The 22,562-nt window shown below is 52.2% G+C and carries 15 protein-coding genes; 5 read left to right on the top strand and 10 right to left on the bottom strand.

The window, feature by feature from the left end; all coding sequences use genetic code 11:
- The first annotated feature begins 194 nt into the window (after positions 1-194).
- From PspCFBP13509_RS09390 to PspCFBP13509_RS09380, 3 genes are read left to right on the top strand one after another with little or no spacing between them, the layout of a single operon-like run.
- Entirely contained in the window at positions 195-2,633 is a 2,439-nt protein-coding gene (locus PspCFBP13509_RS09390) for a tellurite resistance TerB family protein (protein ID WP_137211953.1), read from the top strand.
- Entirely contained in the window at positions 2,630-3,925 is a 1,296-nt protein-coding gene (locus PspCFBP13509_RS09385) for an ATP-binding protein (protein ID WP_137201156.1), read from the top strand. Before PspCFBP13509_RS09390 ends, PspCFBP13509_RS09385 begins: the two co-directional genes overlap by 4 nt.
- Complete coding sequence (locus PspCFBP13509_RS09380; RefSeq protein WP_137201154.1) at positions 3,900-6,188, top strand: DEAD/DEAH box helicase; 2,289 nt, start codon at positions 3,900-3,902, stop codon at positions 6,186-6,188. Before PspCFBP13509_RS09385 ends, PspCFBP13509_RS09380 begins: the two co-directional genes overlap by 26 nt.
- A gap of 1,115 nt (positions 6,189-7,303) precedes the next feature.
- Here PspCFBP13509_RS09380 and PspCFBP13509_RS09370 read toward each other — a convergent pair.
- A complete protein-coding gene (locus PspCFBP13509_RS09370) occupies positions 7,304-7,699 on the bottom strand; it encodes a DUF6957 family protein (RefSeq protein WP_137201150.1) in 396 nt (131 codons plus the stop codon).
- Positions 7,700-7,720: 21 nt separating this feature from the next.
- Positions 7,721-8,323: a hypothetical protein gene (locus PspCFBP13509_RS09365; protein ID WP_242001061.1), complete on the bottom strand. Its 603-nt coding sequence runs from the start codon at positions 8,321-8,323 to the stop codon at positions 7,721-7,723.
- Between the two features lie 31 nt (positions 8,324-8,354).
- Here PspCFBP13509_RS09365 and PspCFBP13509_RS09360 point away from each other — a divergent pair, with 31 nt between their 5' ends.
- Positions 8,355-8,834, top strand: a complete 480-nt coding sequence (locus PspCFBP13509_RS09360) for an XRE family transcriptional regulator (RefSeq protein ID WP_137211952.1) — start codon at positions 8,355-8,357, stop codon at positions 8,832-8,834.
- A 1,033-nt stretch (positions 8,835-9,867) separates the two neighbouring features.
- On the opposite strand, the gene PspCFBP13509_RS09355 is transcribed toward PspCFBP13509_RS09360, so the two are convergent.
- The 5 genes from PspCFBP13509_RS09355 to solA all read right to left on the bottom strand — a co-directional run bounded on the left by PspCFBP13509_RS09355 (position 9,868) and on the right by solA (position 16,692).
- The gene (locus PspCFBP13509_RS09355; RefSeq protein WP_137211951.1) at positions 9,868-10,890 is read right to left on the bottom strand and encodes a hypothetical protein; all 1,023 of its coding nucleotides are present in this window, start codon (positions 10,888-10,890) and stop codon (positions 9,868-9,870) included.
- Positions 10,891-10,977: 87 nt separating this feature from the next.
- Positions 10,978-11,850: a hypothetical protein gene (locus PspCFBP13509_RS09350; protein ID WP_137211950.1), complete on the bottom strand. Its 873-nt coding sequence runs from the start codon at positions 11,848-11,850 to the stop codon at positions 10,978-10,980.
- Entirely contained in the window at positions 11,834-12,739 is a 906-nt protein-coding gene (locus tag PspCFBP13509_RS09345; RefSeq protein ID WP_228732722.1) for a TniB family NTP-binding protein, read from the bottom strand. The genes PspCFBP13509_RS09350 and PspCFBP13509_RS09345 overlap by 17 nt, the downstream gene beginning before the upstream one ends.
- A gap of 108 nt (positions 12,740-12,847) precedes the next feature.
- A complete protein-coding gene (locus PspCFBP13509_RS09340) occupies positions 12,848-14,623 on the bottom strand; it encodes a Mu transposase C-terminal domain-containing protein (protein ID WP_137211949.1) in 1,776 nt (591 codons plus the stop codon).
- 884 nt (positions 14,624-15,507) lie between these two features.
- Positions 15,508-16,692, bottom strand: a complete 1,185-nt coding sequence (gene solA / locus PspCFBP13509_RS09330; protein WP_137211947.1) for an N-methyl-L-tryptophan oxidase — start codon at positions 16,690-16,692, stop codon at positions 15,508-15,510.
- A 276-nt stretch (positions 16,693-16,968) separates the two neighbouring features.
- Between solA and PspCFBP13509_RS09325 the strand changes: the two genes are divergently transcribed.
- Positions 16,969-18,750: a sensor domain-containing phosphodiesterase gene (locus PspCFBP13509_RS09325; RefSeq protein ID WP_137211946.1), complete on the top strand. Its 1,782-nt coding sequence runs from the start codon at positions 16,969-16,971 to the stop codon at positions 18,748-18,750.
- On the opposite strand, the gene PspCFBP13509_RS09320 is transcribed toward PspCFBP13509_RS09325, so the two are convergent.
- The 3 genes from PspCFBP13509_RS09320 to PspCFBP13509_RS09310 form a co-directional block, all read right to left on the bottom strand.
- The gene (locus tag PspCFBP13509_RS09320; RefSeq protein ID WP_137211945.1) at positions 18,703-19,380 is read right to left on the bottom strand and encodes a dTMP kinase; all 678 of its coding nucleotides are present in this window, start codon (positions 19,378-19,380) and stop codon (positions 18,703-18,705) included. The two genes, PspCFBP13509_RS09325 and PspCFBP13509_RS09320, sit on opposite strands and share 48 nt — an antisense overlap.
- A gap of 178 nt (positions 19,381-19,558) precedes the next feature.
- Positions 19,559-20,926 carry a glutamine synthetase family protein gene (locus tag PspCFBP13509_RS09315; protein WP_137211944.1) on the bottom strand — a complete coding sequence of 456 codons (1,368 nt, stop codon included), beginning with the start codon at positions 20,924-20,926 and terminating at the stop codon, positions 19,559-19,561.
- A 56-nt stretch (positions 20,927-20,982) separates the two neighbouring features.
- Positions 20,983-22,383, bottom strand: coding sequence for an aspartate aminotransferase family protein (locus PspCFBP13509_RS09310; protein WP_137211943.1), 1,401 nt, complete (start codon positions 22,381-22,383; stop codon positions 20,983-20,985).
- Positions 22,384-22,562 lie beyond the last annotated feature (179 nt).

The raw sequence follows: 22,562 nt of genomic DNA, 5'->3' as shown, positions 1-22,562 counted from the left end.
AAACCCAATGAGATGAAAAGGTCTTGGTGGATCTCGGACTGGCAGTCTTTGCCCCATCATGAGAGGCAGAAAACGCCCGTAGCCCGAGGAATTCAACCTCCGTCGGCGCGATCTGACAGCGTATGCCACGCTTGGCGCCAATCGAAAAAATGCAGATACTGCCAATAAGCCAGCCGAACCTCATGGAGCACTTGATGGCACGGAAGCAAAAAAGCAGCCTTGGCATTTCGACCGTCGTGACCTTGATACTGATATTGGTCGTGGCCATCGCAGCTGCTCCATCTAATCTGCGGTTCACGGTTGCTTTTTTGGTCGGGATCGCTGGCATCATCTGGCTGATCAAGAAGTCTTCCGTAGAGTCACTGAAGCGCCCTACTCGCTTGAAAACGAATATCCTTGCCGACTCAATAGGTCAGACCGCCTCCTTGTCAAATCACGAGCAAAAATCTGAAATCAGCCTTGATGTGATCAGCGGACACTGCTCTGACTCAGATTTCCATACGATCAGGGCTGGCTCGCCTGAGCAGCAATTCACGATCCCCAAGCCTAAAAATCTATCCTCGAAAGCGCGATGGATTGGAAATGACGAAACCATCAATGTCGGTGGTAAGGCTCTGACGGTTCGCATGGTCTATTTTGCTGAGAAAACAGATCGCACATTCAACCATGAGCCCTCGCTGATTGACGGGCAACTGCCCGTGCAAATTACGCACGTGGATCTTACTGAAAAGCTCACCGGCTACTGGCCGAGTTACAGCGGAATTTCTCCTGCAGCACGACGTGGGTACCTGCAATGGCTGTCCGAGGGCCGCTGTGCCCCCAGTGTGGATATAGGGTATGTCTTCATCTTCTTTTACGGCCTCGAGCGTCGGGTAATCGTTGATTCAATTACAGATGAGGCCGCGCGCTCGGAACTGCCGACCATCGCTGATGAGATTGGGCGTCTCAAAAACCTCTACGGGGACAACTCATCGTTTCGAAACTACGCGTCGAATCTGCTCAACCACATACAGCTCATGGATGTGGAACCGCAGATGTACTTGAATGCACCGCCTCGATTTGAGTCGAATGGCTTTGAACTGCCGATTGCGCTACGACTGGCATTAGGCCAAATGGCTCTGGACAAACATCCCTTGAACGCGGCGTGGGCAATGGCATGGGTACATTCAGACCCTAACATCAGCCGCCGCACTGCCGTGAGCAGATGCGCGGATCAGTTTGCTTCACTGTTCGCGGCCCAATATTCCGCCCGCTATCCGAACGGCCTTGTGCTTACCCAAAATAAGACTCTACTAAAGATCGCCTATCGTTCCGCCTCTTCCCGCTTAAGCGCTCCCGAAATTGCGTTGGGTGATATACCGGATGTTTCCGCTACGTCAGCAACGCGCAACAAGCTGCAAGCTATAGTGGATGAATGCACGATAGTGCTCGACCCATACAGCAGATACCTGGGTCGAAACCCTGAGGGAGCCTCAAATCTGGAGGGTATTCTGCAACTGCCGGTTGCCCTATGGCCGGCAGCGGCGAAGGATGTAATCGCTGAATTGCAACTCCAAGTCGGTGATGAGCAGTTGGTCATGACTTTCGGGGATCTGGCAGGGCGCTTTGGATCTTCAGGAGCTTTGCCTCGCGGAACAACCGTAGCCTTGGCAAGAGCCCTCGAATCTTTGAATATCGGCTTTGAGCCAGATGTACTATCCGGTAGCCGTACTCCCAAAAATTCGGACACGATCGTTTTGTTCGCGACGGGTGACGATGATGGAAGCCTGCGGACAACTTCGGACTATCACGCTGCTGTGGTAACACTGGATTTGGCAAGCGCTGTTGCGGCCATAGATGGTGAAAGCTCAAGCGATGAGATGACCCAGCTAGGGCGGCATATCGATTCCTGGAGTCATCTTTGCGTATCTCATCGGAAACGGCTCAAAGCCCACCTGCAAATCCAAACTCTGCAGCCGCCTACTCTGGCGAGTCTAAAGAAAAAGTTAAGCCCTCTGAATGCCGATGCCAAACGCACCATAGCTGGATTCCTCGTTCATCTCGCTCAAGCTGACGGACACGTTTCGCCTCAGGAAGTCAGGCTGCTGGAACGTGTATATAAAACACTTGAGCTGGATCCACAGATGCTTTACGGGGACTTACACGGCGCGGCCATCAACCCTCCTAGGGACTTGTCCTCTACGCCCGCACTTGGTGCCGAATCTAGTCCTAACCAGGCCGGTGGTACGCCAAGCATTAATGACGCTTCCCGAGGCTTCAATTTGGACATGGACAAAATTGCGCAGCTTCAACGCGAAACGGCAGCGGTGTCAGCACTGCTGGCAGAGGTGTTCAATGATGAGTCTCCTGAACCACCTATCGTAAAAGTGAGTATCCGGGATCAGCCAACTGATCATGCGGCTACGGTACATGGGCTCGACACAGAACACTCAGCGTTTCTACGAATGATCGTGTCACGCCGACAATGGAGCCGCCAAGAGCTGGAAGATGTTGCCACAGATATGGAGCTCATGCTCGACGGCGCGCTTGAGCACATCAACGACATGGCGTTTGAGCGGTTCGACATGCCCGTCTCTGAGGGGGATGACCCCATCGAGATCAACCCGGATATCCTGGAAGAGTTAGCCCTATGAGCGCGATACGCCCAAAGGATCGCGATGCGGTCATTCAGTCGTTGCGAGCCGGTGTAGTCCCTCGTGCGGGCCAGCATCTTATCCAGGTGGGTCGAGCGGGTGAGCTCGACGCCCTTCTCAAAGATATAGATCGACTCGCTGACGGCGGCTCCGCCTTCAGGATCGTTGTAGGCGAATATGGGGCTGGGAAAACCTTTTTCCTCAACCTTGTGCGGGGCATTGCGATGGAGCGAAAGCTGGTCACGATGCACGCCGATTTAAACCCAGACCGCCGGCTGCATGCCTCAGGCGGACAAGCACGCTCCCTCTATGCAGAGCTTGCTAAAAACACGTCCACCCGGACGAAACCGGATGGTGGCGCGCTGCAGGGTATCGTTGAAAAATTCATTTCTCAGGCAAAATCGGAAGCGAAAACTCGGGCCGTCGAGAGTGAAGTCGTCATTCAGGAATTCTTGGCCGATCTCACTGAGATGGTGAACGGCTACGACTTTGCTGACGTCATTGCCAAGTATTGCCAAGGGTTTGAACAAGGCAACGAGCAGCTCAAGGCGGACGCCATCCGATGGCTTCGAGGCGAGTTCACTACCAGGACAGATGCACGTGCGGCGCTCGGTGTCCGAACCATCATTGATGACGCATCGGTCTACGATCAGTTGAAGTTGCTGTCGCGGTTTGTACGCCTGGCGGGGTTTAGCGGCCTCATGATTTGCCTGGACGAGCTCGTGAATCTATACAAGCTCGCTAACACTCAAGCACGCAACGCCAACTACGAGCAGATCTTGCGGATTCTGAATGACTCCTTGCAAGGCTCGACCGAGGGCCTTGGTTTTGTCCTAGGCGGTACGCCTGAGTTTCTGATGGACACCCGGCGCGGACTGTACAGCTACCCCGCGTTGCAATCTCGGCTTGCCGAAAACACATTTGCCAAATCTGGATTGATCGACCTGTCGGGGCCGGTCATCCGCTTAAGCAGCCTGACTCCAGAAGACTTCTACGTACTGCTTCAAAAGCTGCGTAACGTTTATGCCTACGGTGACCCGGGCAAATACCTGATGCCTGATGAGGCAATCCCTGCGTTCATGGCGCACTGTAACCAACGGTTGGGTGAAGCCTACTTCCGCACTCCACGCACAACCATCACGGCCTTCATCAATCTGCTCGCAGTGCTGGAGCAGAACCCTGGAGCGGACTGGCGTGCATTGGTAGGCGCCGTTCAGGTTGCCCAGGATGATGGTGGCAAGCATGATTTAAGCATCGAGGCGGACGATGAGCTCACAAGTTTCAAACTCTGAATCCTCGTCTTTCGAGCGCCTGCACCCCGACGTTCAGCAGTGGGTCTGGGCCCAGGGATGGACAGCATTGAGGGACGCTCAGGAATGGGCAATTTCCGCGCTGGTCGATGCTGATCGGGATGTGATTATCGCCGCCTCAACAGCTGCCGGGAAAACTGAGGCCGCATTCCTGCCTATCCTCACTAACCTGATGGAGCACCAAGACCCAGCTGGGGCCGTCCTCTATATCAGCCCACTAAAGGCACTCATCAACGATCAATGGGATAGGCTTGGCCAACTCTGCGAGCAACTGGATCTTCCCGTCGTCGCCTGGCACGGGGATGTGTCTGCCAGCAAAAAACACAAGTTTCTCAAGTCTCCTAAGGGTGTGTTGCTGATCACCCCAGAGTCGCTAGAGGCGCTGTTCGTCAACAGAGGTTCAAGCCTGATGGGGCTGTTCCAGTACCTGCGTTACATCGTCATCGACGAGCTGCATGCCTTCATTGGCAGCGAGCGTGGCAAGCAGCTCCAGTCATTAATGCAGCGAGTCGAGCTTGTAGCCGGAAAAACCCTGCCGAGAGTCGGCTTGTCCGCCACGCTGGGAGACATGTCGCTGGCGAGCGAGTTTCTCAGGCCCGGGCATCCAGAACGGGTGCAGGTGATTGAGTCGAAATCATCTGGCCAGAATCTTCAGGTGCAAGTGCGCGGCTATATGATGCCGCCGATGCAAAAGTTGCGTGCTGTCGAAGTACCAAATCACGACCCTGACCAGAACCCTGACGAAGAAGAGAAAGAAGACGAGTCCGGCTCCAGGCATGCCATCGCCGCACACATGTACAAGGTGCTGCGCGGCAGTAACAACTTGGTTTTCCCAAACAGTCGGCAGGAGGTGGAGTGGTACGCAGACCGCCTGCGTCGCCTGTGTGAAGTCAGCGGTATGCCCAACGAATTCCTGCCTCATCACGGCAGCCTTTCGAAAGACCTTCGAGAAGACACGGAGCGTGCGCTCAAAGCAGGCACACCGCCAGCAACCGCCGTGTGCACCACCACCCTGGAGCTTGGCATAGACATCGGCAACATCAAGACAGTTGTCCAGATAGGTTCGCCTCCATCGGTTGCAAGCCTGCGCCAACGCCTGGGAAGGTCAGGCCGCCGCAACGACGAACCTGCCACGCTCCGAGCCTACTGTCAGGAACGAGAGCTAACTGACCAATCGCTGTTGTCAGACCTGCTACGCCAGAACCTCGTCCAAACCATCGCGATGATCAGGTTGCTGATTGGCAACTGGTTCGAGCCACCTAGGGCTGAGGGTTTACACGCTTCAACTCTGGTGCAACAGATTCTGTCAGTGATTGCACAGCAAGGAGGCGCCAGCGCTGCTCAACTGTGGGGTGGTCTTGTTGGAAGCGGGACATTCAAAAGTATTTCCAAGACTGATTTCTTCTCCCTACTGAAAGGTCTCGGCGAGAAGAAATTGATTGTGCAAGACAGCTCAGGTTTGTTGCTTCCAGGGGAACTCGGGGAACGGCTGATCAACCACTACGAGTTCTACAGTGCTTTCACCAGCGACGAAGAGTTCAGACTGGTACGAGAAGGTAAGCCGCTTGGATCAATACCGGTAAGCCGACCTTTGATGAAGGGCCAGCGGATTATCTTTGGTGGTCGCCGCTGGCGGGTACTGGATGTTGATATCGAAAAAAAGGTGATTGTGGTCACTGCCGCGAAGGGTGGCCAGCCACCCCAGTTCGACGGAATGGGCGCTATGGTGCACGACCAGGTCAGAGGGGAAATGCGCGCGGTGCTAACCGAAACAGCCCCCTGCCCGTTCATTGATAGCAAAGCGCAGGAATTGCTCAGAGAAGCCCGAAAGTCATTCTCATCACTCGGACTGGCAGACAACTTCACCTATGGGTCTGACTCGAAAACTCATCTAGTGACTTGGCGTGGTGACCAAACCAATGACGCTCTGGTACTCATGTTCAATCATGTAGGAATGAGTTGTGAGAGCTCAGGCCTTGCGTTGTCCATCGGAGGGTCACAAAAAAATGTCGCTGACGCCCTCGCTAAGATCGCTGAGCTAGACCCTGACGACATCGAAGCCTTACTAGAAGGAGTCGAGAATCTCATCAGGGAAAAATGGGATTGGACGCTCCCCCGCTCACTACTCATGAAATCCTATGCGTCATCTCAGTTGAATTTCAAAGGAGCGGTGGAGTTTGCAAAGTTCTTCACTACTCGGTGGCTACCCAGTGGAGGCGCCTTTGAAAGCACTACCGTCCATTGACACTGAGTTCACGTAGCCGAGTTCGTGTCCGCGCGTGAATTCAGAATACTGTCGTCAGCAAGGGCGAAACCTGTCGATCAGGCCAATGAGGTTCAGCCGTCTGATCAAAATGCACTCCGCGTCATGGAGCATTGACCGGAGCGTGGCTCATCTACCCGCAAGCGGAGCGCGTAGGCCTTCGGCCGAAGACGTGAGGATGGAAGCCCGGCAGGGCCGAGACGCGTAGTGGCTCGGTTTACAACAGCCGTCCGCGAAAGCGGCACGCCACGCCAGTTATATCAGTCGGATCCTTCGGCTTTATTCAGTACTGCTACCGTCGTGGGTCGAACACAGCGTGCTAACCCACTGCCCTCCGACAAGGCTGCCAGGAGCACCGCACCTCTCACAAGTTTTCAGCAAAAGCCCCGCTGCCAAATCAACTGCTCCACGGCAGTACGCATCACCACCAGCAAAAAGAAATGAAGCTCGCCAAATTTAGATTTGATTTGGGCGACAGTCACCGGCGTGACGTCAGGATGCCGCGTTAGATGCGACTACAAGGTAACGCAAAAAACCAAGAGAAGACCGCCCCAACCTGGATCACAGTAGATCTCATCGACTCTGGGATCCGAGAAAAGCTGCGGATAACGCGCTCTGAACTCTTCAATCTTGATTTCGGGTAGAGCCTTTTCGTTTGGAGGAATATCGCTCATGTCGGACTCAGCAAGGTAGCTATGATAGCGGTTCTGCCGTTTGCAAATAACTGAGCAGACTCTCGCTCCCACCATCTCGGCGGAATGTGACAAGCACATACCTGCTGCCCGCCTCATCTGATAAGACCCAATAACCCCCTTCCTTCTGAGCCATCACCACAACACCGGTTTGGATAACCCGGCCGTCTTCTAACCTTCCGTGAGGGTCGTCCCCTTGATGTCCGAATACGACTCCAACACATGTCCGAGACTTGATGAACGCTTCAGTGAGGTATGCAGTAACCGGTTCAGCGAAGCCTTGGGAAATGGCTCCGGCTATGCACTGGAGATCAAAGTCAGAATGCTGTTTGCTGTGAAAATCTACATCGATGGAGCCGGGCATTAAGTGTCCTTACCAGATGGACTGACCACTGCTATACGCGATCAGAAAAAAGAGAAAATCGTTTTGAGGCTCGCCGTTTGGCGTCGACCGGGGCCGACCAACACATACACGGTGCTCTTCGTCTCAGCCAGGATGCTGCCGTCGAACGATGTGCACATACTCGACCGCACCCAATCACCAGGCTGAAAGCGACCACGGCTATCTTCTATGACTCGATGGGCAAAGACCACCAATGGAAGATGCCCGGCGGTCTGAATCTTGGCCAGATCATCAGCGGATACGTCTGCTTGGAAAAGAGTCCATTGCTCGACCACGCAATAAGCTTTCATGGGAAAGCGCTCGGACACAAGTGCACAAGCCTCGTTCAGGCTCAGCGATACACCGTCTATAAAAGTATGGTCATCATTCAACAACTCGTTACCATCCGCGGTAGCCATTTCCGCTGCTCCTTTGACCAGTCAGTGCACGCCTTGCCCAGCGCTGCGATCGTAAAGGATTCGCATATTGGTCAATGTCGCCACATCCAGGCCGGAACGATACGAGTCGTGGTAAATCGAGCCACCCTCAACCGTCACTACACAGACGGCGTCACCATCTGAATCTTGCCCCAGGGCCAAGCTCTCTACCTTCTCCATCCGCCAAGCGTCGCCACCATTCATGTTGGCTGGGGTGACAATCTGAATCTCTTTGACGAAGACTTCATCGTCTTGTGACTGGAGCACTTGCAGAAGCTTGGGCTCGTCATTCACCATCAACTCAAACTCTTGTGCCCTGCCCTTCACGATCATTTTTACAGTGAGGTGGAACCAGTGCTTCCTGAGCATCCTGGAAACTGCATGCCAGTGCGCAAGGCCCTCCCCGAAAACTCCTGGGACGCCTGCCAAATCATTATCGTCTGTTCTAAACATCGGGTTCTCGTTGAATCCATCGCGACGGCGATGCTTTGAGGTTTGAGGGCAAGGGTCAGTGCGCCACGGCTCAATATCGCGGGATAGCTGGCGCTGAAGCTGGTCGTAATTGGCGAATAATACACTAAATTGACGTTTATTCGCACTGGTCAATTGTGGCTATATCCTGACTTTTGGGCAAGTCATGGAATTGAGAACCGCATTTGCAGGAGTGCTTCGTGCGCTCCGCGTAATACGACGTGCAAAGTACGCCGACGTCTCGGATGCCACCCACCGGCGAAAGGTAAGTGCGCTAGAAAATGCCCAGACGAGCATCACCCTTGAGCAATTTGCAGATCTGGCGGAGTCGCTTGGGATCAGTCCGGTGGCGATGCTTAGCTTGTGCATTGCTCACCAAGAGGGAAAGCAGCCTCTTGAAGTAATGCGTGAAGCTGAGGTCGAGGTATCAGATTTTCACGCTGGTGGAGGAATGGAAGCGCTCAGCGAGCAATTTGATGGGAATGGCTCGCTTATAAAGCGGGGTCGGGGTAAGCCGTTGAATGCTGAGAATGAGAGAGCCGTGCTAGATCTTAAGGCGGTCGGCGCGACTCAGCAGCAGGCAGCAGCACAGTTGGGATTAGCATTGTCGTCTGTACGAGAGTACTGGAAAAAAAACAGGGAATGATCCAGTTTGCACTGGAACCGATCAAATGCGTCTACGCATAAATATGCCTAATTTTTTCTTTGCTACGAGCGACTTTTTTGTAAACGCTCGGTGAACCCAAACCAAGGCACTCACCTGAACCATGAGCCTGTGCTCCCCATTCTATTTCTGAAGTCAGATCTGATTATGCGACTAGACGCGAGAGTCGAGAAAGGTGTGGCCCTGCCAACAGCATCGGCAAATCAGAAACCCGTCGCCGGCCTCGCCTCACTGGTCGAGTTCAATGTGTGCATGGCACCGCCACGCGTCGGACAGGAACACAGTGTCAACACTCCCAGACTAAATTCCTGAGCGAGCCGTCCATTTTCGCAAGGTGGATTACGGGGCTATTCCGATGCAACGAATCAGTGCGCAGCAGGTTTAATGCTCCAACGTCCGAGCCGTCCGCTGTGCCTAAGTCGCGGCCTTGATTCATGATGCCGGCGGTTTGCGCGCGAAAACTCATATTTGATTTGACGTCGTACATATTGAACGAAGACTTTTTATTGTCGATGAGCAACAGATAAATCAGCCCTGGGTGGTGCAAAATCCATTAGCGTATTCAACCGAGCGGTTGATTCTTTGGAGTAGAAGATTGTTGGAAGTCCGTATGGGACTATAGAGATGACCGAGGTGACTGGCATTTAAATCGTAGAAACTTTTCATGAGGCGATTGGCTAAGAGGCCCAATTTAGCGGATGGAAATTTCCGGATGACGCGAAGAGGGCCAAAACTGTCGAAATCCCCCCTGGCAAGTCTTGGTGACGCCAAAACCGACGCCGTGTGCCTATTCAAATCACATTGATCTGCTTGCCACAACCAGAAACCGTAAGGATTCAATGTATTGATCAAGGATGGCTTAGATATATCATCACACCCTTCCTTGAATTGGAGAGAGTAAGTTAGGATCTCCAAGGTAATCAAGTCCACATGTAAGACAACAACAAAGTGATGATACGAAAAGGTACCAGGGCGATGCACTAGACATCCCGGCACCCAAGTGAGTGTACTGATCTTACGCATCGTAACGAATCCGAATCAATTTAGGGATCTCCATCGATCTTAAGTTTAGGTATGACGTTTCATAAAGCTTAAGTTCAGAAAAAAGCAAGCTCAGAACTCCTGATGTCTTGTCGAGTATTAACCATATCGCGTCAGTGCTCCAAGGCGAAAAATAACCTTCATGAAGAGTCTTCCGCGCTTGTTCACTGGTAATCCAGCCCAAAATAATAGCGCTAAAATAAAGAGCGTACAGCCGAGCCAAGGAAGTGCTTCGATAGATTTCCTGGTAGAAATCGCCGTGAACCCCCAGGCCCGCATACGGGTCGCTGCCACCCCAATGATGAAATGCGATTTTGGGATAGCCGTGATGGAGCGCAGGACTCATCATGGCCCTCATTAATGTCACCATGAACATCTGAACATTGAAACTCTGTCCAGATTTGGACGCGAGTCTAGTCAGTTTGTGCAAGCGCTGTTGTGCTTTTAGCGCCAGACTATTCCTCATCCTCCAGACGTCACAGATGGCATCGCAGTTTTCCTTAAACTTAGGGTCATCCCAGTAGGACACAAATGCCTGAATTGTGTAATCGTCATGATTTATAAAAAAAATCGAAGAGTCGTGCAGTGGAATATGATGTAAATCACAGAATGGCTTGGTTAGGTAGCACCACTGAACCTTACTGATCGGAGTGCCTACCTGTTCGAAGGACGCCATAAAGCATTGCGAACAAAACGCCCTTCTGAACTGGGCCGGTATGGTCGGTCGACTGAATTCAGGAAATCGCTTACTTAACCAATCCTGAGAGATATTGAATGTTTTTTTGAATAACTCAACATAAACATTTTCATTCAATAGATCACGATCTTCAAACCGTTCAGCCCAGAGTTCCATTGAGTCGCGATTTTTGATCTCGCCTTCCGGCGAACTGAATCGCACATGGGAGATAATAGGTATTTGAGAGTTCACTCTCCACATCCATGAAGATAGCGTTTCGTCTGCTAGGGGTTCCGGCACTACGGGCTTTGTCGATTTCACTGGTGCTATTCCTTTGTTGGAAGGTAAATATTTGGCGACGCTGTCATTTGCATAGCGTAATTTGGCGAACTCTGTGCTCGAGGTATGTCAGCCGAACGCTTCATATTCAACGGCATGACGAAGGTCTGACACATGATAAAGCGACCCAGAAGTGGTTGGTTTTTTTGTAAAATCAGACATCTTCTCGTTGAAACTGCTGGACGCCTTCAAAAGTTCTGAGCAATAAATGGTTTCACACGCATAAATAATGCGGTCGATAGGCATATCTTGCTCACGTTTGAAGAGTTGAGACATGCAGGGAAATTGAACGCAAGTATCGAATTGCCCATTGCACCAGTCGTAAAATCTTTGAACAACGTCTTTTACATCGGCTGCCGATATTATTCCAGACACTGGAACAACCATGCTTTTGACGCGCCTTACCCGGCAGTAATCACCGAGCAGCCTCTTGTTCCTCGTAGACATAATAATCTTGAATTCACTTGGACACCGTGCAAGCTGTTGGAGCTGGTCAAAGAGAACCTCATGCGTATCGTTTTGGTTAGAAATGATATCCAAATCGTCGAAAATAATAATTTTTCGCGCGGCCCGACGGAATTGCATCAAGCTGTTCGGTACGTATGTGTGGCTCCGGAAATTGCTATATGGAAAAAGAGCGTGAAGTACTTGGCCAATCATGTTTAGCCGTTTTGAATAAAGACGCGGCGTCACAAAAATAACCTGGCTACGGTATTTCGAAGCGAACTCTTCAAGTATTGAGCTGATTCCTACCCCTGCCGCCCCCCGCAACATCAGAAAAATGGCTTCATCGGAATTGGCTACTCTGTCCAAAGCCTCGATAACCTCTCTGCGTTCAGGCCAGAGATACTGGAAGCCGTGGAGGCCTTCCAGTACTGCGCGGGCGATCTGGCGTTTTTTTAAAAGTGACAGATCATGCTTCATCTTATGCAGACTGCTCATCTTCTTCCGGGGGCATCTCTGCGCCACGAAGTGCATAGTTAAAATTCGCCATGATCTCATCGATGTTATCAAGGTGAAGGTGGTTGATGTGTTCGGTACCATCAATGATGCTGGCCATCGCCGATGCCTGCAGAATTTTCACGACGTTGTCGGTGATACCCTGCCCTTTTTTCATGATTTTCAGGAAGAGCACTTGATCTTGGAAGTTGGTTTTTTTCTTCAGTGGCAAATGGTGGATATAGCTGGACACAAAGTTGCGAAACTCTGGGCCATTTTCCCACCCATTGAGGGCCACCACGGGATATCGACGTTCAAGCTGAGGATCCTGCCGAAGTACACGCGCTGCATCTGGAACCCCGAACGCAAACACTGAGAGGCCGTAGGTGGAGCCAGACAAATTCTTCAGAAGCGAAAGATTGATGCGCTGCTGAAGCTCGGTTAATGTTAGTGCATCATGAATTTCATCAATAACGATAGCGCGAATATTTTCAGTCCTGATGATGTATTGAAGTTCAGGAGTAATGTTATGGCCTTGCCGCGCCCTTCGCCCTACCCCCAAACCAAGTTCGCCCAGGATAAGATCCTTTAGTGAGTAGCCATTAGGGCTTTGGTGCATGGTCACGAAGATCATTTTGTTTTCGTTCGTCGCATTCCGGGCCTTCATCTCACCAATCAAGGCAGTTTTGCCTCCTCCTCCAGGAGATGTAACGAGCATACTGGGTGCGTTGATCTTGTTCCGCATCTTCATTGCCATTTCCATCCTTAGTATGATTTTCTGAGCGTTAGGATGGTGCACCCAGAAATCGTTGGAACAGGTGATAAGACGAACATCGTCTGACTCATTGAAGTGAATTTGAGACGCAGGGTGTACGTGCGAGTAATCTGTCATGGGAGTTCACAAAAGTGTGAGCGCATGAATGCCTTCAGGCTGATGTCTAAATAAGAGACAACAAAGACAAGCCCATGCGCTCAGGTTAAGTACAATATAGGCGTTTAATTAGTTGCTATCGTAAAAAGTCGGAGGCTGGTTGTAGTCAACATCTTCGGTCTTTTTGAAGAAACCGCCAATATCAAAAATATTCGACTTCTTAGATGACTTGCCGGTTTGATTTGCCTTGCCGGTAGTGCTGGGTGTGTTCGGCGCAACACGGCTCAGTGTGCTGTCACCTTCTGATTTTTTGCCGTGTAAACCTGCTTGTTTTTTATAGTCAGTTTTTCCTTTTACCGTTTTCCTCCTGCGCTTTTCCTGAGTAGTTAATTTTACTTCCTTATTTTTTTGCTTGGTAATTTCACCATAAGACTGCGCTCCTTCCTTCGTCATGGTGCCATCTCGATCTCCCTTTTGCTGGCGCTGCCAACGGTATGTCTCATAGTCCGAACTCCTACAGAAACTATTGCGCACACAAGGAATCCTCTCGAAAATCTCGCCAAGTTTTACGTAAATGAAACTCAAATCGTGTGGATCATACTTAACTGTCACCTCGTCGCGAACCATGTCCTTAAGTAAGCGACCGTAATAAAATCTGCGAAAAATCTCAATACCTCCCGGCACGACTTTCTTATTAGAGACTTCTGGGTAAAACCGGTATTTGAAGTCTTCATACTGGGACGTTTCCAAAACCCGACTGTTCGGTTTTTTAGAAAAGTGACCCTCCCATGCTTGCGCGGGAGTCTTATTTAGCTCCGAGTGTTTCGTCTGATGGTAGGCGTGTAGGGCATAGGCCAGCATACGGCGCAGCCCAGTTAGCCCTATTGCAGACTTCTTGTTACTTTTCAGATGCTTACCCTGCTGAGCATTGGAGCCTGTGGTGCCTGGCAGCGGATGGATCGTGTGGATCATCAACTTTCCAATCAGACTTTCAATATGGCCACCTTGGTGTTTTTCGGGAATATCTCGATGCTCAACGTCAATGCCAAAGTCCTTGGCGTTTAGGACGAATACGTCAGATATGAACTCCTTTGCATTATCAGTGTGGATGACTTCCGCCAATCCGTAGTAGGGAAGCAAGTGTTCTGGGAGTCCTAGGCTTTTCAGAAACTCCGCTTTGGGCAAGGCGCAGTTTTCCATAAGCATTGCAACAGATACAGCGCTTGGCGGAAGTAATGAGACGTAAAAACCAAGTATCACACGTGTATGCAAATCAACCGCTATACTTATGTAAGGACGTCCCAAGACGACATTTCTGTCTTCCTCATCCACTACCATAAGATCGACAACAGTGTGGTCGATCTGAACCCACTCCAACGGTCTCTTAGTAGCTTTATAACCGGGCTTTGCCCCATACCTTTGCTTGTTTTGGTCTCCTGTGTGAGTCATCTCGTAAAGAAGCGACTCTGTTTTGGCCTTTATCCAAGTCGAGACGGTATGGTAACTCGGCCTAAGCGTCCGCCGATTATCGGCTTGGGTTTGACAATGTTTCCATACCGCAGCGATGGTCTTGTGGCTAGGGTAATGTTCCTCGAACATCTCCTCTATTAACTTCAGTGTCTCAGGATCTGTCACTGTCAGGCCTGGCTTTCTCCCTGTCACATTCGATACCAGTGCCCTGTAACTTTTAGCTCCCGTCATGTATTTAAGTAGCTTGTAAAAGCGAGACTTCTTGATGCAAAGAATCTCCATAGCTACATCAGCACTAATTGTTCCTGTCAAATAGTCCTTGAGAATTTCGTATCGCCTAACCGCCTCCTCATGCCGTCTTATTTCGGCGATAGTACTGGTTGAATCTAGCTTCAGATTATAAGTTCCCAAAATATGTCCAGGAAGATCTGTCAATTACCATTCCTCTAATATGTGGTCAGATCTATGGTTTCTATTTTTTTTACGAGATATTCGCCAAACCTTAGATCGACCACTTTCGATTTTTTAAAGAGCGGGTTGTAACCGTCCAACTATTGGATGGCGAGCAGTAAACCCAAATCCATTTTGAAGGTCAAGAGCGCCTCTTGGCACTGTCAATACATGTAAACTAAATTTTTTCCCAAGCTTCACTTGGCACACTAAATCGCTGGAAGCCCCAAGTACCGGGCGCTCTAGAATTTTCGAATATTTTTTATTCCTAAAAAACACCCATAACTTTATGGTTATATTGGCAGCCGATTAGGACTTCCAGTTAGTCATTTGAACTCAATGATGTTATTTAACGTCAAGACCTATCGAAAATTCAGATGCAAAAAACTTTGAAATGCTAAAAAAAGCTAACTGCTAAATATTTATAGATATATTGCCACTTTCCCCTTGTTTCTTTTGGAGAACGGGGACGGATAATATATGAGTATTGACAGAAATCTTGGCAACCAAGTGCTCTGAGTGGCGCATGCGGAGACACAGGAGAGGTGGAGGCAGGGGTTAGCTAGATTTTTTGCAGGACGCTTAGAGTGGTTTGAATTAATGAGTGGCAACTCACGAATTGGGCCTAAATAAACAAGCGGAAAATCATGATTTATTTTGTTTCTTGAATGGAAAAACCGTGATGGATTCCACTCATTTCTTTAAGAGGAGGGTTTGGAGTAGGAATTGCTGCGTTTTAAGGGTTTTCCACTCAAATCACGATTGGCGCATCATGGGTGTGTTCCCGGAACGCTTACGTACTCGGCACCGTGAATCCGGCTTCACGTCGCGGACTTCACCCTTAATTTCATGCAGCCACTGGATGTAACTCAGGTATCGCCATGATAGCGCTCGAAGCGTTTAAGGGAGAAAGACGAGAGATCCAAGTCGGTCGAACCGCGTATGCACCACTGTGCAAACGCCTCGCCCAACGCGGCGGAATGTTTGAAGCCGTGACCGGAGCAGGCGGACACCACCAAGGTGTGCTGCCACGACGGATGCTCATCGATAATGAAATGGCGATCCGGCGTCACGGTGTAGGCGCAGACAGCAGACTTGACCACGTTCGAGGTCACACCGACGATGCGGCCGCGCACCTGGTGCTCATACATGTCCCGCTCTTCCGCCGACGAGACCGTACGATCCATTGTTTGCGGCAACGAAGTAGTGTGGTATTGCGCGGTGGCGATTTTCAAGCTGCCCTCGCCGTGTAATGCGGGAAAGCCGTAGTTGATTTTGTCGTCGCCACGGCCGTGAGTGAGGATAAACGTCGGTGAGTGATCCACCCACTCGGCGCCCTTCTCCAGCCCGAACCAGAACAGCTTCTGCCGGTAGACGCTGAGCAGGCTGTCAAACGGCTCGCCCAGCAAACCGCCGCTCCAGTTGCCGGCGCTAATCACAAGCTTGTTTGCAAAGAGCGTGCGCAGATTCGTAGTGACATGGACTCCCTGCTCATTCGAGCTAATCCCTGTGACGGTTTCGCCTTTGTAGAGGATTGCTCCGTGTTGCTCGGCCAACTTGAGCTGCACATCAATGCAACGTTCAGGACGTACAAAACCTCCACCTGGCTCGAAATAGCCGATGGCAGTGTCGTGGACGTTGGCAAATTGTGGAAAGCGCTGGCGAATCTGTTCGGCGGATAAAACGTCGTGCTCGATGCCATAGGCCTGTGCTAGGCCGATGGTGCGCAATGTGAAGTCGGTTTTATCGTTGGGGTCAAACTCGGGACTCGAAGTCAGAACCAATAGACCCGACTGTTCGAACAGCGACTCCCCTGACAATTGCTCAAGCTCGCGCCAGATGCGGTGGGAATTGCGCACAATGGGAACGTACTGCGCGCCCTCACCCACCGAAAGCCGGGTAATACGCGTATCGCCATGGCTGGAGCCCAGGTTGTGAGGTGGGTGATGGCGGTCGATACCCACAACATTCGCACCCGCCTTCGCCAACTGATACACCGTAGCGGCCCCCATGGCCCCCAATCCCAGTACCACTACATCACACCGCTCGGACATCAACGCTCACCTATCAAAAAGAAGCCAGTTGAAAGTGAAGCCGATTAAGAATCAACGACTAAAAGAGCATATGCATATTATCAACCGAGCATCACCGGCCGCTCTGCTGCTGCAATACTAGGCAGTGCTGAGTCCAAACACGCGCCTCTCCCGGCAACACAGGAGAGGCCGCCTGCCTGCATACCGCTGAGCTATCAGAGGAATAGAAAAAACAACATCATAATGATGGCACTGTCTGATACCGTGCACATAAACACAGCCACTCCGAGGATTGTCATGGGCGCAGGCGCTCCTATTCCGCCGAATGAAATTGAACGGCTTAAAGAGGTCGCGAAATTTTGTCCAGCTGACAGCGAGTACGATACTGTCTTCGATAAAATCGTCGAGATGGCTTCTGCTTACTTCAACGCACCCATAGCGCTGATCTCGATCGTCGATGAGCATCAGCAATGGTTCAAGGCGCGCGTAGGGCTTAAAGAGACGCAGACACCACGAGAAGTGTCCTTCTGCGCTTACTCGACGCTGGATAACGCCCCGCTGGAGGTATTGGACGCGACGCTTGATCCCCGTTTTAAAGACAATTCCCTGGTAACGGGGCCTCCGTATATTCGTTATTACACAGGCACCCCACTGATTACCGAAGAGGGTTTTACGCTGGGAAGCCTGTGCATCATTGATACAGTCTCACGCGCCGCTATGAGTGAGCGTGATAGCGCGATGCTCAGCGGTTTTGCTGAACTGGTGATGATGCGCATCCACAGCACGCGCGCTCGAAACTTCGTCGACCAACCCACAGGGTTATTTAATCGACTCCGGTTTGAGGAGGATATACGCCAAGCGCTCAAGACCCACAGCGCGTGCCAAGCGTATGCGGTTGACATCATCTCGCCAAAGTTCCTCAACGATATCGTGAAGGCGCTGGGTTACAGCTTTGCCACGGACTTGGTCCTGGCAATCAAAGCGCGCCTACAAAAGCTATTACCGCCACAGTGTCTACTTTATAAAATTAGCCCGACGCGGTTTGGTTTTCTCCTTGAGGAGGATCAAACGGCCGAGCACATTTGTGAAAACATCCTCAAGGACTTCAAAAAGCCTGTCGAATGCCACGCCATCCCCATACTCATGCAAGTCGGGATTGGCGTCCTGCCTATTCATAGCTCAGGTCTCCAGCAAGACTGGCTTCGCCTGGTGGTCAGCGCTGCGGATGAGGCGCGTGACCGCAGGCTGGGATGGTCGCGCTATGAACCCCATTTTGATGCGGCTCAACAACGCGCGTTCATGTTGTTGAGTTCGTTGCCGGAGGCGGTCAGCGCCGACAAACAGTTCAGCCTGGTGTACCAGCCAAAAATCAAACTGCCCTCAGGATGGTGTCATTCAGTAGAAGCACTATTGCGTTGGACACATCCTTTACTGGGGCCCATCAGCCCTGCTGAATTCATACCCTTGGCTGAAAAAACCGCACTCATACCCTCTGTTGGATTGTGGGTGCTCAACGCAATCATCCGGCAAGCGGTTATTTGGAAAGCGCAAGGTGTGCGCCTGCGGATAGCGATGAACATTACCGTCAGCGATCTTGAAAGCGCCGAATTCGTCGACGCGATGATCCATGAGATTCAACAGCACGGCCTGGACCCCGCTGGCTTTGAACTTGAGTTTACCGAAAGCATGCTCATGACCAACCCTGAAGAAGTCATCCGGCAACTGGAGCGTGTCCGTAAGTTTGGCGTAGAGGTTGCTGTTGATGACTTTGGCACCGGCTACAGCAACTGGGCTTATTTGAAGGAGCTCCCGGCTAATACCGTCAAGCTTGACCAATCTCTGATCAGTGGGCTGGGCAGCAATCAAAATGACAAGCAACTGGTTAAAACCCTGATCGGACTGGCTAAGGGGCTCGGCTACCGGGTGGTTGCAGAAGGCGTAGAAAATCAAGAAATCCTGGACCTGTTAATTCAGTGGGGATGTTCCGAAGCACAGGGTTATTTGATAGCCAAGCCTATGAGCGCCGAGGCATTAGAAGCCTGGATGGCACAAGGAGTCGATGGAGGTCGGGGCCCGTAGAATGACTGCCGGGGACGCGCAAGCAAGGACTCTATAGATCGCGGACACCACCTGCATCGTTGCGTCTTCGATCGTGCCTTCATTACGGCATACAACCCAACCCTGATCTGCAATCGCTCGCTCGAATGCCTGGGTACACGCGCTATGTTCTTCCAGCTTATGGATCACCGTGCTGCTCAGCCCACGCCGTCGCGCAGCTGCCCTCGCCCATGAAATCTCAGGGGCGGTGACAATCCCGACATGCAGGTCTGGCACTCGCACGTTTCGATCAATGTTCAACTGCAGGATCTCTGCAAACGGAATTATCCGGCGAAACGCGGCATCCGACGGGTACCAGCGATCGATCAGGATGATGCTGCCTGGTGGCTGTTTAGCCAGCACCTGCCGGGAAATCCAGGCACGGCTGTCAGCAAAGCGTTCACACACCCGCAACTCCAGCTCTCGGGAGGGACTTCTGACGAGCTGGTTAACAAGCGCCATTGTTCCCTCCCGGTAGGGATCACTTTTTCTCTCGCAAAGCCGGATCACCTTTTTGTTGTCTGCCCTCAGTGCTTTCGTAACGGCCTCCAACAGCGTGGTTTTGCCGGTGCCCTTGGGCCCATCCAGAGAAACAAACAGCGGACGATTCATTCTTCACTTAACAATTGATATACCGTTTTTTTGCCCTGTCCGGACGCTGGAACCGCTCAGTGCGACTACGCGAAGGCCCTTATGAACAGAAAGTGATGAACACTCTACCCTTGTTTCGGCTCACGGGTCCCAAATCCACGCTGACAACCGCTGATGAGCATCGGTTATCGCCCATCAGTCATGCGTGAGTAAGGTACCAGCGCCAGTCCTGCTCCCCGACCTCAGCGTTGAATTGACGGAACTCGCGCCATTTGATCGCCAGATACACCTTTAGGAATTCGGCGCTCAGCGCCTCGCGTGCCCACGTTGAATCCTGCAAAGCCTGCAACGCGGTCAGCCAGTCGGTGGGTAGAAAATCGGTCGCCTGCTCATAGCCATTTCCCACGATCGCCGGGCCGGGATCGCTTTGATGGGTGATGCCGTAGTGAATCCCCGCCAGTAATGCGGCGGCGGCAAGATACGGGTTGGCGTCGGCCCCGCAAATGCGGTGTTCGATATGTCGACTTAGTGCAGGGCCGCCGGGCACGCGGAACGACACCGTACGATTGTTGACGCCCCAACTTTTGGCCAACGGCGCGTAACTGCCGGTCTGGAACCGGCGATATGAATTGGCATGGGGGCAAAATATCGCCAGTGAGTCAAACAAGGTCGCCATCATCCCGCCAATTGAGTGACGCAACAGTGGCGTACCCTGTGGGTCTTCGCTCGCATACAGGTTGTTACCCTCCTCGTCGGCCAGGCTGACGTGCAAATGCATGCCACTCCCGGCCTGGCAACTGAACGGCTTGGCCATGAAGCACGCTTGTAGCCCATGTTTGTTGGCGACACCTTTGACCAGGCGTTTGTAGCGTACGCCTTCATCAATAGCCTGGAGTGCGTCGAAACGATGTTCCAGGGTCAACTCGACTTGGCCTGGAGCGTACTCGGAGATGGCTGTGCGTACGGGCAGGCCTTGTAGCGCGCACGCAGCGTAGAGGTCATCAAGAAAAGGTTGCAGCTGTTCTAACTCGTATAGGCCATAAACCTGCGGTGCCTGGGGACGGACGCCGTTGGTCTGCAGCGCTGGCTGCGGCCGACCGTTGGCATCGCGTTGCTGGTCCAGCAAGTAAAACTCCAGTTCAACGGCCATTACCGGATGGAAACCATCGGCTTTGAGTCGGTCAATGGCATGCACCAGTACGTGTCGCGGGTCGGCCGGTGCGGCGGGAATACCTTGGGTCGGGTGCATGCTCACCTGCACCTGACCGGTGGGGTTGGTGCGCCAGGGTTGCAGGGTCAGGCTTCCCGCCAAGGGGTATGTCCAACAATCGGCATCGGCGACATCCCAGACCAGGCCTGTGTCTTCGACGTCTTCACCCTGCACGGTCAAGGCGAGAATGGAGCTTGGCAGCGGCCGACCGTTTGCGTAGATCGCAAGCAGTTCGTCGCGATGCAGCAGCTTTCCTCGCGGAACACCATTCGCATCAATAAGGAACAACTCGATGCTCAGCACTTCAGGGTGGGCGGCCAGATAAATTTCGGCCTCTTTTTTATCAGCAAATTGCATATCAAACCTCTCGGCGCTTATTCAAGCGACTGGACAGTATTCAAGAACAATGGAACTTATGAAGAGATAACCCGCGCTCCAGGTAGGGCAAGCAGCGTGGTCAGCGCGTTATCCAACTCACCGATCAGCCTGTCGACATCCCCTTCACTTGTTTGCGGACAGCACAGGGTCATGTTGTGAAAAGGCGTGATCAGGATCCCGCGATTGATCAGATAGAGGTGCAGCGCCATTTGAAGGCTGTCATGAAAAGCCGCCTCGGCTTGCGCACCTGTTCTTGGCGGTGTGGCACAGAATTGAAATTCACAACGAGCCCCCAACTCGGTTACCGACCAGTTCAATTGGTGCCGCTTGAACAACGCTCGAAATCCCTGGGCCAGTCTTGAGGCCAGGGGCAACATGTGCTGGTACGCAGACTCGGTCATGACCTCTTCGAGACTGACGCGCATGCAGCGCATCGCCAGTGCGTTGGCGGACAAGGTGGTGCCCATGCCACTGTGGCCATGCCCGCCGCTCTCTTCGCTGATGCTTTTCTGCGCATCGTGCATGGCCAACGCAACGTGCTCGGTCATGCCAAAGACTGCGCAAGGCATGCCACCGGCGATGGGTTTCCCCACTACGAAAAAGTCGGGCTTCAAATCCCATTGGCGCGTGCATCCACCGATGCCGGTAGAAATAGTGTGGGTCTCATCAATGACCAACAGGCTGCCGTATTTTCGCGTCAGCTCGCGGCACTGTTGCATGAACCCCGGATCGGGCAGGACCATGCCTATATTGGTCATCGCCGGCTCGCACATCAGCGCGCACACGTCGCCCTGAGCTAAAGCAGCCTCCAGTGCAGCAACATCGTTGAAGGGAATGGATCGACTGTATTGGGTCAAGTCGTAGGCTTGCCCCACCAGGCCCGGACGGTGCACGGTCTTGCCCTCTCGGTACCGGACCATCACGTCATCCACGGTGCCGTGATAACAGCCGTCGAACACCAGTAGAACATTGCGCTGGGTGATAGCGCGCGCCCAGCGCAGCACATAACGATTGGCGTCGGTAGCGTTGGCGGTAACTTGCCAATAAGGCAGCTCAAACCGCTGGGCCAGCAACTCTGCGCAGACCACCGCATCTTCGCCGGGCAGCATCGTGGTCAAGCCATTGTTCGCCTGCTCGGCTATGGCGCGGGCGATAGGATCAGGTGAATGGCCAAACATCGTGCCGGTGTCGCCGAGGCAAAAGTCTATGTAGTCATGACCGTCGACGTCAGTGAAGCGGGCACCTTTGGCACGCTGGACAAAGAGCGGCGAAGGCATCGACCAATCGCTCATCCAGTGCATGGGCACACCGTTGAACAGCGCCGCCTTGGCACGCTTGGCCAGCGCCATCGACGTTGGGTTGTTTTCTATAAACCGGGCACGCTCGGCTGCGGTAAAGGCAGCAATCGCTGATTCACAAACTCCACTGTTCGACATGATTAGAACCCTTTATTAAGTATCACATTAGTTAAACTTCATCGCCGTATAGATAAGCCACACTCCATCATTCTCCAGGTGCAGCATCAGCTCCCGAATATTGGGTGAAGATCGCTCCGCAAACTTATAACGTGGGCGTTGGCTTTAACTATTTACATTGCCGGCTGACATATAGCCTT

It is taken from the genome of Pseudomonas sp. CFBP13509, assembly GCF_005233485.1.
Taxonomy (GTDB): Bacteria; Pseudomonadota; Gammaproteobacteria; order Pseudomonadales; family Pseudomonadaceae; genus Aquipseudomonas; species Aquipseudomonas marginalis.
This window is presented reverse-complemented; position numbering and strand designations above follow the sequence as displayed.

What these genes read in the sequence shown, in the direction of transcription:
- PspCFBP13509_RS09385 (WP_137201156.1), top strand. Translation starts at nt 2,630, where the DNA reads ATGAGCGCGATACGCCCAAAGGATCGCGATGCGGTCATTCAGTCGTTG.
- solA (WP_137211947.1), bottom strand. Translation starts at nt 16,692, where the DNA reads ATGTCCGAGCGGTGTGATGTAGTGGTACTGGGATTGGGGGCCATGGGG.
- PspCFBP13509_RS09325 (WP_137211946.1), top strand. Translation starts at nt 16,969, where the DNA reads ATGGGCGCAGGCGCTCCTATTCCGCCGAATGAAATTGAACGGCTTAAA.
- PspCFBP13509_RS09320 (WP_137211945.1), bottom strand. Translation starts at nt 19,380, where the DNA reads ATGAATCGTCCGCTGTTTGTTTCTCTGGATGGGCCCAAGGGCACCGGC.
- PspCFBP13509_RS09350 (WP_137211950.1), bottom strand. Translation starts at nt 11,850, where the DNA reads ATGAGCAGTCTGCATAAGATGAAGCATGATCTGTCACTTTTAAAAAAA.
- PspCFBP13509_RS09380 (WP_137201154.1), top strand. Translation starts at nt 3,900, where the DNA reads ATGAGCTCACAAGTTTCAAACTCTGAATCCTCGTCTTTCGAGCGCCTG.
- PspCFBP13509_RS09315 (WP_137211944.1), bottom strand. Translation starts at nt 20,926, where the DNA reads ATGCAATTTGCTGATAAAAAAGAGGCCGAAATTTATCTGGCCGCCCAC.
- PspCFBP13509_RS09390 (WP_137211953.1), top strand. Translation starts at nt 195, where the DNA reads ATGGCACGGAAGCAAAAAAGCAGCCTTGGCATTTCGACCGTCGTGACC.
- PspCFBP13509_RS09360 (WP_137211952.1), top strand. Translation starts at nt 8,355, where the DNA reads ATGGAATTGAGAACCGCATTTGCAGGAGTGCTTCGTGCGCTCCGCGTA.
- PspCFBP13509_RS09345 (WP_228732722.1), bottom strand. Translation starts at nt 12,739, where the DNA reads ATGACAGATTACTCGCACGTACACCCTGCGTCTCAAATTCACTTCAAT.
- PspCFBP13509_RS09310 (WP_137211943.1), bottom strand. Translation starts at nt 22,383, where the DNA reads ATGTCGAACAGTGGAGTTTGTGAATCAGCGATTGCTGCCTTTACCGCA.
- PspCFBP13509_RS09370 (WP_137201150.1), bottom strand. Translation starts at nt 7,699, where the DNA reads ATGGCTACCGCGGATGGTAACGAGTTGTTGAATGATGACCATACTTTT.